The sequence below is a fragment of the Mycolicibacterium sp. P4_G11 genome (assembly GCF_056555145.1).
Genome location: NZ_JBFUJW010000004.1, coordinates 15,203 through 28,373, shown reverse-complemented (window position 1 = coordinate 28,373; position 13,171 = coordinate 15,203). Strand labels below are relative to the sequence as shown.

12 protein-coding genes are annotated in these 13,171 nt (G+C 66.7%); 6 read left to right on the top strand and 6 right to left on the bottom strand.

All coding sequences use genetic code 11. The features are described 5' to 3' along the window. Positions 1 to 16: 16 nt before the first annotated feature. Positions 17 to 490: an SRPBCC family protein gene (locus AC1U2B_RS09595; protein ID WP_480216642.1), complete on the bottom strand. Its 474-nt coding sequence runs from the start codon at positions 488 to 490 to the stop codon at positions 17 to 19. 40 nt (positions 491 to 530) lie between these two features. Here AC1U2B_RS09595 and AC1U2B_RS09590 point away from each other — a divergent pair, with 40 nt between their 5' ends. Beyond that, complete coding sequence (locus AC1U2B_RS09590) at positions 531 to 1,574, top strand: zinc-binding dehydrogenase (RefSeq protein ID WP_480216641.1); 1,044 nt, start codon at positions 531 to 533, stop codon at positions 1,572 to 1,574. A 31-nt stretch (positions 1,575 to 1,605) separates the two neighbouring features. Here the strand turns inward: AC1U2B_RS09590 and AC1U2B_RS09585 are convergent, their stop codons facing one another. Continuing rightward, on the bottom strand, positions 1,606 to 2,655 hold the full coding sequence (locus AC1U2B_RS09585; protein WP_480216640.1) for an NAD(P)H-dependent amine dehydrogenase family protein: 1,050 nt from the start codon (positions 2,653 to 2,655) through the stop codon (positions 1,606 to 1,608). Between the two features lie 139 nt (positions 2,656 to 2,794). Between AC1U2B_RS09585 and AC1U2B_RS09580 the strand changes: the two genes are divergently transcribed. After that, the gene (locus AC1U2B_RS09580) at positions 2,795 to 3,988 is read left to right on the top strand and encodes a lipid-transfer protein (protein WP_043395871.1); all 1,194 of its coding nucleotides are present in this window, start codon (positions 2,795 to 2,797) and stop codon (positions 3,986 to 3,988) included. 48 nt (positions 3,989 to 4,036) lie between these two features. On the opposite strand, the gene AC1U2B_RS09575 is transcribed toward AC1U2B_RS09580, so the two are convergent. Then, the gene (locus AC1U2B_RS09575; protein ID WP_480216639.1) at positions 4,037 to 4,639 is read right to left on the bottom strand and encodes a TetR/AcrR family transcriptional regulator; all 603 of its coding nucleotides are present in this window, start codon (positions 4,637 to 4,639) and stop codon (positions 4,037 to 4,039) included. A gap of 62 nt (positions 4,640 to 4,701) precedes the next feature. Here AC1U2B_RS09575 and AC1U2B_RS09570 point away from each other — a divergent pair, with 62 nt between their 5' ends. Then, positions 4,702 to 5,532: an alpha/beta fold hydrolase gene (locus tag AC1U2B_RS09570; protein ID WP_480216638.1), complete on the top strand. Its 831-nt coding sequence runs from the start codon at positions 4,702 to 4,704 to the stop codon at positions 5,530 to 5,532. Between the two features lie 304 nt (positions 5,533 to 5,836). On the opposite strand, the gene AC1U2B_RS09565 is transcribed toward AC1U2B_RS09570, so the two are convergent. Then, the gene (locus tag AC1U2B_RS09565; RefSeq protein WP_480216637.1) at positions 5,837 to 7,465 is read right to left on the bottom strand and encodes a fatty acid--CoA ligase; all 1,629 of its coding nucleotides are present in this window, start codon (positions 7,463 to 7,465) and stop codon (positions 5,837 to 5,839) included. A 100-nt stretch (positions 7,466 to 7,565) separates the two neighbouring features. Here AC1U2B_RS09565 and AC1U2B_RS09560 point away from each other — a divergent pair, with 100 nt between their 5' ends. Further along, positions 7,566 to 7,883 (top strand): hypothetical protein, encoded by a 318-nt coding sequence (locus AC1U2B_RS09560; RefSeq protein ID WP_480216636.1) that lies wholly within the window; start codon positions 7,566 to 7,568, stop codon positions 7,881 to 7,883. Between the two features lie 55 nt (positions 7,884 to 7,938). Here the strand turns inward: AC1U2B_RS09560 and AC1U2B_RS09555 are convergent, their stop codons facing one another. Both AC1U2B_RS09555 and AC1U2B_RS09550 read right to left on the bottom strand, forming a co-directional pair. Then, entirely contained in the window at positions 7,939 to 9,105 is a 1,167-nt protein-coding gene (locus tag AC1U2B_RS09555) for an MmpL3/TtfA transport complex stabilizer (RefSeq protein WP_480216635.1), read from the bottom strand. A 359-nt stretch (positions 9,106 to 9,464) separates the two neighbouring features. Next, positions 9,465 to 10,796, bottom strand: coding sequence for a cation:dicarboxylate symporter family transporter (locus AC1U2B_RS09550; protein WP_480216634.1), 1,332 nt, complete (start codon positions 10,794 to 10,796; stop codon positions 9,465 to 9,467). A 117-nt stretch (positions 10,797 to 10,913) separates the two neighbouring features. On the opposite strand from AC1U2B_RS09550, the gene AC1U2B_RS09545 reads away from it, so the two are divergent. Together AC1U2B_RS09545 and AC1U2B_RS09540 are read left to right on the top strand one after the other, a co-directional pair. Next, positions 10,914 to 12,476, top strand: coding sequence for a sensor histidine kinase (locus AC1U2B_RS09545; protein WP_480216633.1), 1,563 nt, complete (start codon positions 10,914 to 10,916; stop codon positions 12,474 to 12,476). Beyond that, positions 12,473 to 13,162, top strand: a complete 690-nt coding sequence (locus AC1U2B_RS09540) for a response regulator (protein ID WP_480216632.1) — start codon at positions 12,473 to 12,475, stop codon at positions 13,160 to 13,162. The genes AC1U2B_RS09545 and AC1U2B_RS09540 overlap by 4 nt, the downstream gene beginning before the upstream one ends. Positions 13,163 to 13,171: the final 9 nt, after the last annotated feature.

Here is a 13,171-nt window from a genome sequence, read left to right as displayed (position 1 = left end):
GTGCACCGTGGGACTGTCATCCCACCAGGAGGTCAGAAAGATGCTCCAGTGACCGGCCCGCGTAGCCCTTCCACAACCGGCCGAACACCGGCAGCAGCGGAGCGGTCGCCGCACTGCGCCGGTGCAAGGTCCAGCGCCAGGTGATCTTGGTACCGGTGCCGGCGGGTTGAAACAGCCATTCGCCGTTGACGCCGCTGATCAGCGCGGCCATCGGGCCGGTGATGTCGGACAGGGTGTAGCCGAACGAGTGCGGCTCATTGAACGACGTCAGCGTCTCGGCCATGCTGCCACCGCCCTGCAGCAGAATCGTGCGGGTCTGCCCGACCGCGTCCCAGATGCCGGTCTGGTCACGAACCGCCTTGATCGGCGGGATCGGTCCGTACCACCGACAGAACAGCTCGTTCAACGGCATCGGGACCGTGCCGCTGAACGCGTCAGCGACCGTGACGGGAACTGTTCGTGATTGCTCGACCACCAATGCCTGCGCCATGATGGCGATCGTAACCATCGAAGCTGACCACTGGAGTGTCATGACCTCAACGATGCGGGCCCAACGGTTCTACTCCGACACCAAAAAGGTTGTGGTGGAAGATGTTCCGATTCCAGAACCAGGCCCCGGCGAGGTCCTCGTCAAAGTCGCCTACTGCGGCATCTGCCACTCCGACCTCAGCCTGATCAACGGCACGTTCCCGTCGCAGCTCCCGGTGGTGACCCAAGGGCACGAGACATCAGGCACCGTCGCCAAGCTGGGACCGGGTGTCACCGGCTGGGCCGAGGGCGACCGCGTCGTCGTCGCCGCCGGCAAGCCGTGCATGGACTGCGTGAACTGCATGCGCGGCGACATGTCGAACTGTCTGCGGATCCGGCTCATGGCGTTCGCGTACGACGGCGGCTGGGCCGAGTACACGGTCGCGCAGGCCTTCGGGCTGACCCGCGTACCCGACAACGTGCCGCTGGAGCAGGCCGCGATCCTGGCCGACGCGGTGTCCACGCCGTTCGGCGCCGTGGTCCGGACCGGCCAGGTGGGGATCGGCGAGTCTGTCGGAGTGTGGGGTGTGGGCGGGCTCGGCACGCACATCGTGCAGTTGGCCCGGTTGGTCGGGGCCGCGCCCATCGTCGCCGTCGACGTCAATCCGGCGGTGTTGGAGCGCGCGCTGGCGGTCGGCGCGGACTACGCGTTCGACGCGCGTGACCCGGAGTTGGCGGCACAGATCGCGTCGGCCACCGGAGGCCGGATGCTCGATGTCGTGTTCGACGCGGTCGGCAAGGGGTCGACGTTCGATCAGGCGCTGGCGTCACTGACCGTCGGCGGCCGGTTCGTCGGTGTCGGGATGAGCGCCGACTCCCCGACGATCGGCCCCACGTCGTTCTTCAACCTGACCCGCAAGCAGGTGCTCGGCCATCTGGGCTATCAGAACGCCGACATCGGCACCCTGGCCACGCTGGTCTCCCGCGGCCGCCTCGACCTCACCCGGTCGATCAGCGAGATCGTCCCGTTGGAGGACGTCGCCGAAGGCATCGCGAAACTCGATCGGGCCGAAGGCAATCCGATCCGCATCCTGATCCAGCCCTAGCCCATTTCCCGCGAGCGTGCGCGAATGACCGCTATCTCAGGCGCGGCGCTGCCTTCGCGCTGACGAGCGGCAGGTCCAGATAGGTGGCGATACCCGGTTTCGCGGCACACACCGCCGGCACGGAGTTGACGCAGTGGGCGGCGGTGCCGACGACGCCGGGTTCCGGTCCGTCCTCGCCGACGAGTCCCTGAAAGCCCTTGATCGACACGGTGAAGTCCGGATTGCCCTTGACCTCCATCTCGTAGCGTTGACCTTCGGGGCCGAAATCCCATGCGGGTTCGAGGTTTTCCTCGCCCATGAACCAGTTGACGGTGACGCGGACGACGACCTCGTCGCCGACGACCGCTTCCCAGTGGAACTTGCGGGCCGCCACCTGGCCGGGCTGGATGGGCCCGAGCGGCGAGTCGATCGGTGCGGTCGCCACCGCAACCTCTTGGCGGGCAACGATCTTCGGGTCGGCGTTGAAACCGAATCGGTCGACGCACATCCGGACCGCCTGGATGAAGCCGCTGTCCAGGAGCTTCTGCATCGGGCCCGTCAGCGCCTTGTCCGGGGTCTCACCGAACCCCATCACGTGCCGCAACACGTCAGGCGCCTCGTACGTCCGCAGGTCCGAGAACTCTTCGGCCCGAACGAAAGTCACGCCGGTGGACATCGCCGAGAACAGCAGCGGGAACTTCTCGCTGATGCCGCCGGGCGCGATGCCGGTGCCGTGCAGCGTGACGCCACCAGCCAACGCGGCCTCGCGCATCGGCGCGCCCTGCTTCTCGCTCGGGTACACCCAGCCGACCGGCGTCACCACGTTCTTGCCGGACCGCAGCAGCGCGGCGACCTCGTCGGGGTTGGCCATCAGCGGGGCGTAGATGACGGCGTCGGCGTCCAGGTCGAGGATCTCCTGGATGTTGTTGGTGGCGGCGACACCGAGCGGCGCCACGCCGATGATCTCGCCAACGTCCTTGCCATTCTTGGCTTCCGAATGCACCCAACAGCCGACGAGCTCCAGGTCGGGGTGTTCCAGCACGCCGTTGATCGCGGCGACGCCGACTCCGCCGGTTGCCCACTGCACGACCCGCAACGCCATGAAACCTCCCGAGCACCGCCAGAACTAGAACACGTTCTAGGTTGTATACCACCGGCTCGGCTCCGGAGACCAGACCTTTGGGGTCTTGACTAAAAGCGCCGCGCGTGACTGAACTACAGGTAGTAACGAAAGGAACCCCATGGCCAAGAATCGTGTGTTCGTCGTTGGCGTCGGCATGACCAAGTTCGAGAAGCCCGGCAGTCGCGAAGGCTGGGACTACCCGCAGATGGCCAACGAGTCCGGCAACAAGGCGCTCGCCGACGCCGGCATCTCGTACGACCAGGTGGAGCAGGGGTACGTCGGCTACTGCTCCGGCGACTCGACCTCCGGCCAGCGCGCCCTGTACGAACTGGGCATGACGGGCATCCCGATCGTCAACGTCAACAACAACTGTTCGACGGGTTCGACCGCGCTTTACCTTGCCGCACAGGCGATTCGCGGCGGCCTGGCGGATTGCACCATCGCGCTGGGCTTCGAGAAGATGCAGCCGGGCTCGCTCGGCGGCGGTGCACAGGACCGCGAATCGCCGCTGGGCCGGCACGTCAAGGCCCTCGCCGAGATCGACGAGTTCGCCTTCCCGGTGGCGCCGTGGATGTTCGGTGCGGCCGGCCGCGAGCACATGAAGAAGTACGGCACCACCGCCGAACATTTCGCGAAGATCGGCTACAAGAACCACAAGCATTCGGTGAACAACCCGTACGCGCAGTTCCAGGACGAGTACACACTCGACGACATCCTGGCCGCCAAGATGATCTCCGACCCGCTGACCAAGCTGCAGTGCTCCCCCACCTCCGACGGATCGGGTGCGGCGATCGTCGCCAGCGAGGCGTTCGTCGACAAGCACGGGCTGGCCTCGCAGGCCGTCGAGATCGTCGGCCAGGCCATGACGACCGACTTCGCGTCGACCTTCGATGGCAGCGCCGCCAACATCATCGGCTACGACATGAATGTCCAAGCCGCACAAAAGGTTTACGACCAGTCGGGCCTCGGCCCCGAGGACTTCCAGGTCATCGAGCTGCACGACTGCTTCTCTGCCAACGAACTGCTGCTGTACGAAGCCCTGGGCCTGTGCGGCGAAGGTGAAGCGCCGCGACTGATCGACAACAACGACACCACCTACGGCGGGCGCTGGGTGGTCAACCCGTCCGGCGGCCTGATCTCCAAGGGCCACCCGCTCGGCGCGACGGGCCTGGCCCAGTGCTCCGAGCTGACCTGGCAGCTGCGCGGCACCGCCGACAAGCGTCAGGTCGACGGCGTCAACGCCGCCCTGCAGCACAACATCGGCCTGGGCGGCGCTGCCGTCGTCACGGCCTACCAGCGCGCCGAACGCTAGCGATTTGTGCACGTTCTGTCACGACCCGCGTGACAGAACGTGCGCAAATCACTCGAACATCGCGTCGACCAGGCGGCGCAGCACCTGCCTGGTCTCGCGGCGGGCCTTCTTCGGGTCCTCGGACGTGGCGATGAGCATGGCCGCCTCGTCGAGGGCCCCGATCAGCACGTGCGCCAGTGCCCGCACCGGCTGACGGGCCAGCTGGCCGGACTTGATGGCCTCGCTGAGCAGCTGCTCCGTCATACCCAGGCTGTAGCGCTGAGCCACGTCGCGGAAGCCCGCCCAGCCCAGCACGCTCGGGGCATCCAGCAAGACCAACTGCCGCACCTCGGGGTCGCCGGAGACCTCCAACCAGCCGTCGACCGCGGCCCGGATGGCATCCGCCGGGGTTGACGCACCGGCCGCCGCCACCCACTCCCCGAGCCGGGCCATCACGTCCTGCTCCACCACCTCCACCACAGCCAGGAAAAGCGCTGCCTTGTCGGCGAATTGGTGGTACATCGCACCCCGGGTGACCCCGGCGGTCGTCGCGATCTCGGGAGTACCCACCTCGGCATAACCACGCTCACCCCACAGCCGCCGCGCAGCGACGATCAACGCCTCACGCGTCGCCGCGGAGCGTTCTTCCTGAGTACGCCTCTTGTTTTCCATACACCCTGTTGGTAAGTTGCGGACAGCCTGTTTGTAAATCAGTATCGAGCTAGGAGTGATCCATGTCGATCATCGAGATTAACGCCGGAACCATCCATTTCGAGGAATTCGGGCCGAAGGACGGCAGACCTGTCGTCTTCGTGCACGGATACATGATGGGTGGCCAGCTGTGGCGACAGGTCGGCGCGCGACTGGCCGCACGCGGCCTGCGATGCATCGCCCCGACCTGGCCGCTGGGTGCACATTCCGAACCGCTGCGGCCCGGTGCCGACCGAACCATCCATGGTGTCGCGCGCATCGTCGCCGACACCCTGGCCGCCCTCGACCTCGACGACGTCGTCATCGTCGGCAACGACACCGGCGGTGTCGTCACCCAACTGGTCGCGGTCCACCACCCCGAGCGCATCGGTGCCATGGTGCTGACCAGTTGCGATGCGTTCGAACACTTTCCGCCGCCGATCCTCAAGCCGTTGATCACAGCCTCGCGCTCGAAGGCCATCTTCCGCGCCGGCACGCAGGTGTTCCGGATTCCGTTGGTGCGCAAGCGCGCCTATGCCGGCCTCGCGTACTCCGACCTCGATGCCTTGACCCGCGAGTGGGTGCGCAACCCACAGTCCAATCCGTCGATCGCCGAGGACCTCCGAGTGCTCACCAACTCGCTGCGCACCGAGGTCACCACCGCGGTGGCGGCGCGGCTGCCCGAGTTCGACAAGCCGACCCTCATCGCTTGGTCGGCCGACGACGTGTTCTTCGAAGTCGGCGACGGCGAGAAGCTGGCGGACCTGATCCCCCACGCCCGCCTCGAAATCATCGACGGCGCACGGACATTCTCGATGCTCGACCGGCCGGACCGGCTCGCCGATCTCATGTCGACCCTCGCGGTCCGCGCGTAGCGTGCGAAGCGATTGACTGCGCATCTACGCACACGACCACTCGAACTTCTGCGCTGTCAGTTCGCACTGAACGAATGAGGCGGCCGTCGGGGTGGGTCAAGCCTGAACGCAGGACAAGGTGTGCCATTGACTCGGAACTGAGGGCGGTGGTTACTCGATGTTTTGCGCCAGGAGTTCCGAGTCAACGCCAAGCGGCACTCGAGGACCGTTGACCCGGAACTCACGGTGCAACGCTCCGACTCCGGACACCCCTACACAGCCCGATTTCCTCGAAACGAGGAATGCAGGATTGACCCTGCGAGCGCTAGATGGTGACGACCTCGTAGGCGCCGTCGGCGTACCGGGCGCGGATGGTCTTCTTGTCGTACTTGCCGACGCTGGTGCGCGGCACCTGGTCGATGAACGTCCAGCGCTCGGGCAGCCACCAGCGAACCACCTTGTCCGCCAGGAACTCTCGCAGCTCGGCGGGAGTCGCGGCAGCGCCGTCGTGCAGCACCACAGCAACCAGCGGGCGCTCCTGCCAGCGGTCGTCGGGCACCGCGACCACGGCGGCTTCCAGCACGGCCGGGTGCGCGATCAGGTGGTTCTCCAATTCGACCGACGAGATCCACTCGCCGCCGGACTTGATGACGTCCTTGGCCCGGTCCGTGAGCGTGACGAATCCGCAGTCATCGATGCGGCCGACGTCGCCGGTGCGCAGCCAGCCGCTGTCGAACTTGCTCGCGTCGTAGCCGAGATAGTAGCTGCCGGTGATCCACGGACCGCGAATCTCGATCTCCCCGACCGCTTCTCCGTCGTGCGGCAGCGGGGTGCCGGCGTCGTCGACGATCCGGATCTCGACGCCGCACATGGGGCGCCCCGCAGTCGCGCGGGACGCCCAGTACTCCTCGTCGGACACGTTCGGCAGCGGCTTGGCGGTGGTGGCCAGCGGCGAGGTCTCGGTCATCCCCCAGGCCTGACGGATGTGGACGCCGTACCGTTCCTGGAAGATCCGCATCATCGACACCGGCACCGCCGAGCCGCCGCAGCCGACGATCCGCAGGGACGAAATATCGTGTCCCGGGTTCTTTTCCAGACAGTTCATCACGTCGTTCCAGATGGTCGGAACGGCGCCGGCGATGGTCGGGCGATGGGTCTCGATGAGGTCGATCAGCGACGCACCGTCCAGGAACCGGTCCGGCATCACCAGGTCGGCACCGGCCATCAGCGCGGCGTACGGCAGACCCCAGGCGTTGGCGTGGAACATCGGCACGATGGGCAGCGTCACGTCGTCACTACCGACGTCCAGCGCATTGCTGGTGCACGTCGCCATGGCATGCAAGAAGCTCGAACGATGGCTGTAGACAACGCCTTTGGGATTTCCGGTGGTGCCGCTGGTGTAACACATCGCGGCTGCAGACCACTCGTCGATCTCGGGCCAGTCGAAGTCGACGGGCTGGGCGGCCAGCAGTTCGTCGTACCGCAGGACCGTCTTACCCGACGCTTCCAGCGGTCCCAAATCCCCTGCTCCGATGGCGATCACGGTGTGCACCGTGTTCATCTGCGGCAGCACCGGGGCGAGCTGGGCGGTCAACGAGAGGTCGGCGATGACGACCGAATCCTCGGCCTCGTTGGCGATGTACGCGATCTGCTCGGGCGAGAGCCGGATGTTGAGGGTGTGCAGCACCGCACCCATCGACGGAATGGCCAGATACGCCACCGTGTGTTCGGCGTTGTTCCACATGAACGTGGCCACCCGCTGGTCCCCGGTGATGCCGAGACCGCGCAACGCGTTGGCCAGCCGCCCGCACTGCTCGCCGACGTCGCCGTAGGTCACGGTGCGGTACTGCCCGCCACCGAGCGCCGTGGTGACGGTTCGGCGGGCATTCTGCCCGGTCGCGTGCCGCATGATCGTGGCGATGGTGAGCGGGGCGTCCTGCATCGTACTGAGCATCGTGAGTTTCGCCTCTGGGTTGCTGCCGCTGGGATGTCGAGATGCTAGCCGACCCTGCCAGGTAGGAGGATGATTAGTGTTGGCACGACAGGAGAAAATCATGCGCAGGAATTGGACGCTCGCCGCAGCGATGACCGGAGCTGCGCTGACGGTGCTGGCACCGGCGGGATTGGCCGCTGCCGAAACGGCACAGGACACGATCAACCGGCTGCAGTCCGAGGGCTATGTGGTCACGATCGACAAGCTGGGGACCGCGCCGATGTCCCAGTGCACGGTATCCAGTGTGCGCAATCCGCAGTCGACGACGCAGTGGGTGCCGTTCGCCGGACCGGTCCTGGGCCGCAACGGCAACTCCATCCTGCTGCCGCAGACCAGTAGGACCATTTCGGTGTCGCTCGACTGCACGGGCACGCACTAGCCGCACAACGCAGAACGCCCCCACCTTCACAGTGGGGGCGTTCTCTTTGGACTGATCAGACGGTCGCGGGCTCCAGCGCGCGCACCTCGTTCATGGCCACCGACTTGGTCGCCATGAACTGCGAGTAGAGCAGCGGCTTGGGCGCCTCGACGGCGACCGCGGTGACGTCACCGGCGACGTCCGCGACGTAGAGCCGCGATCCGTCGCGGCTGACGGTGACGCAGGACGGCTGGACATCGGCGGTGATGGTGTCGACGACCGCGTTGGTCTGGGTGCAGAACACCGAGACGCGGTCGTAGTCGACGACGTAGGCGCGGGTGCCGTCGGCACCGAGCACCAGCTGGGTCGGGGCGTCACCGACGGCGAAGCGACCGGTCACGCGGCCGGCGGCCAGGTCGACGACATGCACCTCACCGCGGGCGGTCAGGTCCGAGGTCAGCACGTAGGCGGTGTTGTCCGGGCCGAGCGCCAGGCTGCGGATCGGGGCACCGATGACGATGGTGTTGCGGATGCGCGCGGTCTCGGTGTCGACAACGACGAGCTGGCTGCCCATCTCGTCGGTGGTGGCGACGTAGAGCCGGCGACCGGTGTGGTCGACCGAGAGGGCGTCGATGCTGATGGCGGCACCGGTGGCGATCTCGATGGTGCCGACGCGGTCGGCGGTGATGTCGATGACGGCGACGTCGATGTAGGCGTCACCTGCGCGGCCTGCGAAGACGCGCTTGCCGTCGGGGCTGACAGCCAGGGCGCTGACGCCCGAGGCCAGCGGGTAGGCGGCCAGCTCGGCACCGGTGGCGACGTCGATGACGGCGATGCCGTCGAATTCGGCACCGGACACGGCGACGTAGGCCCGGTCATCGGTGGCGACGACCGCGAACGGCTCACCGTCGACGGCGATATCGCGGATGCTGCGGCTGCGCGGCTCGATCAGCGACACCATGTTGTCGGCGTAGCTGGTCGCGACCAACTGGCCCGCGCTCTCGGCGATGTCGGCGATGGTGCCGCGGCCAACCTGCGCGATGTCCATGGTTCCGCGCAGCGCCTGGGCGCTCGCCCGCTTCGCTTTTGCACGAGCGTTATTATTTGCCACGATCTTCGGTACCTCCGCCAGCGCGGCAACGCGCCGGTAGTCGATTTCCCGTCCGGGTGCGCCCGGATGAGCGCTGCTTTCAAGAAGTGTAGTGATCCCCACCGACATTCCGGACGGCTTCAGCGACGCCACATCGCGAATTGAACAGGTGCTCTTAGGAGTTACTTAAGGTGCGAATTGTTATGCACTTGTTATCAAAGGCGATCGACGCTCCGACCTGGGTAAACATCAGGAAAATTCAATTTGAGCAAACACAGGCAGACCTCATTTCTGAGGGTTTCCAAACACTGTTTCCCGGCATTCCCAGGCAAAGTGAGCGAAACATCACACCGCGACACGAACGCATTGATTCCCATCCGTCTCATCCGCACGATACAACTCAGGCCCCACTTCCGTTCATCAAGATCGTTACGGCGCCGGCGCCCACCTGAACTGGGCCTGATATTCGCTGTTATCGACAAGTTCACATTTTGTTCATGATGAGACGGGCGTCACACTGACGTTGCGGACGGGCTGGGGACACCCGAATCGAGCATCGTCAGTTCGTCGAACGGGTCGGCGCCGTGCAACACCGCCTCGGCCTTCGCGCGGTCGAGTGTCCCGGTCCACGATCCGATCAGCACCGTGGCGACCGCGTTACCCGAGAAGTTGGTGACGGCCCGCGCCTCCGACATGAACCGGTCGATACCCACGATGAGGCCGACCCCGTCCAGCAGGTCCGGGCGGTGACTCTGCAGGCCCCCGGCCAGCGTCGCGAGGCCGGCGCCGGTGACGCCGGCAGCGCCCTTGGAGGCGACGATCATGAAGACGAGCAGCGCCAACTGCTCCCCGATCGCCATCGGCCGTCCCATGGCGTCGGCGATGAACAGCGCCGCCATGGTCAGGTAGATCGCGGTCCCGTCGAGGTTGAATGAGTAGCCGGTCGGCACCACGACGCCGACGGTGCTGCGGTCCACGCCCAGGTGCTCCATCTTGGCGATCAGCCGGGGCAGCGCCGACTCCGACGACGACGTCGAGAAGATCAGCAGGTACTCGCGGGCCAGGTAGCGGACCAGCCGGAAGATCGACATCCGCGTCACCGACCACAGCACCACCCCGAGCACTCCGAAGACGAAGACGATGCAGGTCACGTAGAAGCCGAGCATCAGGGTCAGCAGCTGCGTGACCGCCTTCCAGCCGGTCTGGCCGACGACGCCCGCCATCGCGCCGAAGGCGCCGATCGGGGCCAGCCACAGGATCATGCTCAGCACCCGGAACACCAGTTTCTGCAGGTGCTCGACACCCCGCAGGACGGGTTCACCGGCGGTGCCCATCGCCTGCACGGCGAATCCGACGAGCAGGGCGATGAACAGGGCCTGCAACACGTTTCCGCTGGTCAAAGCGGACAGCAGGGTCTCGGGGATAATGTGGGAGACGAAGTCCATGAGGCCACCCGCCTCGTGCGCCTTCTGGGCCAGTTTGGCGCCCTGGCCGGTCGCCTGCGCGGACAGGTGCAGGCCCGATCCGGGGCTCAGGAGGTTGCCGACGACGAGGCCGATGGCCAGCGCCACCGTCGACATCAGCAGGAAGTAGCCGAGCGACAGGCCACCGATCTTGCCGACGGTCGCCGCTTTGCGCACCGAGCCGATGCCCAGCACGATCGTGCAGAAGATGACCGGGGTGATCATCATCTTGATCAGGTTGACGAACAGGGTGCCGAGGATCGCGATGTCCTTGCCCACCCCCGGTGCGATGAGGCCAACGGCCACACCGCCGACGACGGCGACGAGCACGGCGATGTACAGCCAGTGCGTGCGGTCGCGACGCGGCGCTTGATCAGTCATGTCGGGGAATCCTCCGGCCTCGATGGCGAAAACTTCTGCAAGGATGTTGGTCCAGAACGTGAGGCACGTCACGCATATGTTCATTTCGTTCACGGAAGTTCACAGAAGGGCGCAGGGATGCGCAGATGGCCGGCCGCGCCGCGCTGGTCTCTGGCCGGGCAGATCGTCGCGCTGCAGATCGCGATCATCATCGTGGTGCTGGCCGCCGGTAGCGCGCTGGCGCTGGTGCAATCGCGCCGCACCAACGACGCCGCGGCCAAGCAATTACTGACCGGCATCGTCACAGCGCTGGCCGACGCCCCGTCGACGGCGGCCGCGCTGCAGGCGGGCCGGGCCACCGAGGTGCTCCAGCCCGTCACCGAAACCGTTCGGGCGCAGACCGGGATCGCGTTTATCACCGTCATGGCGCCCGACGGCACCCGGTTCACCCACACCGACCCGAGCCGCATCGGCGCCCACTATCTGGGGACCATGGAGCCGGCCCTGAAAGGCCAGACGTTCACCGAGTTCTACACCGGGACGCTGGGCCGGTCGGTACGCACCATCGCCCCGGTTCGCGACGGTTCCGGACGGGTGCTGGGTCTGGTCGCCGCGGGTATCACCGAGACCACACTGACCGCGCAGTGGCGCCACCAGATTCCGGTGATCGCGGCGATCAGCTTTGCCGCCCTTGCTCTTTCGTTGTCCGGCACCTGGCTGATCCGGCGCCGGCTGCTCCGCCAGACGCACGGCCTGCGGCCTGAGGAACTGCGCGTGATGTACGAGCACCACGACGCCGTCCTACATTCGGTTTCGGAAGGTCTGCTGGTGCTCGAGAAGGGCCGTGTGGCGCTGGCCAACGACGAGGCGCGCCGTCTGTTGGCCCTGCCGCCGGGGACGGTGGCACTGTCCGATCTGCCGGAGTTCCTGCGCGCTGCCGACCCTGGCGTGCGCGACGAGGTCCACGTCACCGACGAGCGGGTGCTGGTGGTGAGCCGCTCACCGGTGTCCGGTGCCGCGGGTTCGGAGGTCGTGACGATCCGGGACCGCACCGAATTGCAAAGCACCCTGGGCGAACTCAGCTCGTTGAAGGTGCTGACCGATTCGTTGCGGGCGCAGGCGCACGAAGCGGCCAACAAGCTGCACACGGTGATCACCATGGTCGAGATGGGCCGCCCGTCGGACGCCGTCGCCTTCGCCACCGACGAACTGGAGCTGTCGCAGCGACTCGTCGACCGGCTGTCCAGTGAGGTCCGTGAACCCGCGCTGGTGGCGCTGCTGCTGGGCAAGAACGCTCAAGCCCACGAGCGCGGCATCGATTTCACCGTCACCGTGGACTCGCAATTGCCTTCGGACACTTCATATCTACCGCTGACCGGGCAGGAGATGGTGACGGTGCTGGGCAACCTGATCGACAACGCGGTGGATGCGTGCGACCGCGACGAGCCGTGGATCGAGGTGACGGTGCGCTGCGAGCCGGGTGCCGAACTGGTGCTGCGGGTGGCCGACAGCGGCTCCGGCATGGACCCGGAGACCTTCGAAAACGCCATGCGCCGGGGCTATTCGACGAAATCGGCGCCGGGGCACGGCCTCGGGCTGGCCCTGGTGGCGCAGGTGGTCAAGCGGCACGGGGGCACCCTCGAATCGGACGTCAGCTACGGGTCGGTGGTGTCGGTGACGATCCCGGCGGTACTCACATGACCAGGGTGCTGATCGTCGACGACGACCCGCTGATCGCCGAGGCCCACCGCACGTATGTCGAACGGCTGGAAGGCTTTTCCATCGCTGCGGTGGCGCACACCGCACGCGAGGCGATGCAGTTCGCCTCCCGGGCGACCACCACCGACGAGCCCGTCGACCTGGTGCTGCTGGACCTCGGGTTGCCCGACGCCAGCGGGATCAGCCTGGCATCGGCGCTGTCCGGGCTGCGGCCGGCGCCGGACATCATCGCCATCACCTCCGAGCGCGACCTCCAGATGGTGCGGGCGGCCGTCGCGCACGGTGCGCTGGCCTACCTGTTGAAACCCTTCACGTTCGCCGCATTCCGGGACCGGTTGGATCGCTATCAGCGGTACCGGACGGCGCTGCCGGCCGGGGTGGACGCCGCGAGCCAAGCCGAGGTGGACCGGGCGCTCGCCGAATTACGCACCGGCGCAGACAAATCCGCGGCCCCGAAGGGTGCCGCCACGCTGACCAACGACGATATCGCCCGCGCGGTGCGGGACAGTCCCGACGGGCTGACGGCCGACGAGGCCGCGAAGGCGGTCGGGGTGGCCCGGGTGACCGCGTGGCGCTATCTGGAGCGACTGGCGGACGACGGAACGGTCACGCGCCGAAGCGAATACGGCGGGACCGGCCGGCCCAAGACCCGCTACCTGTGGCGTTGAGCCGCCCCG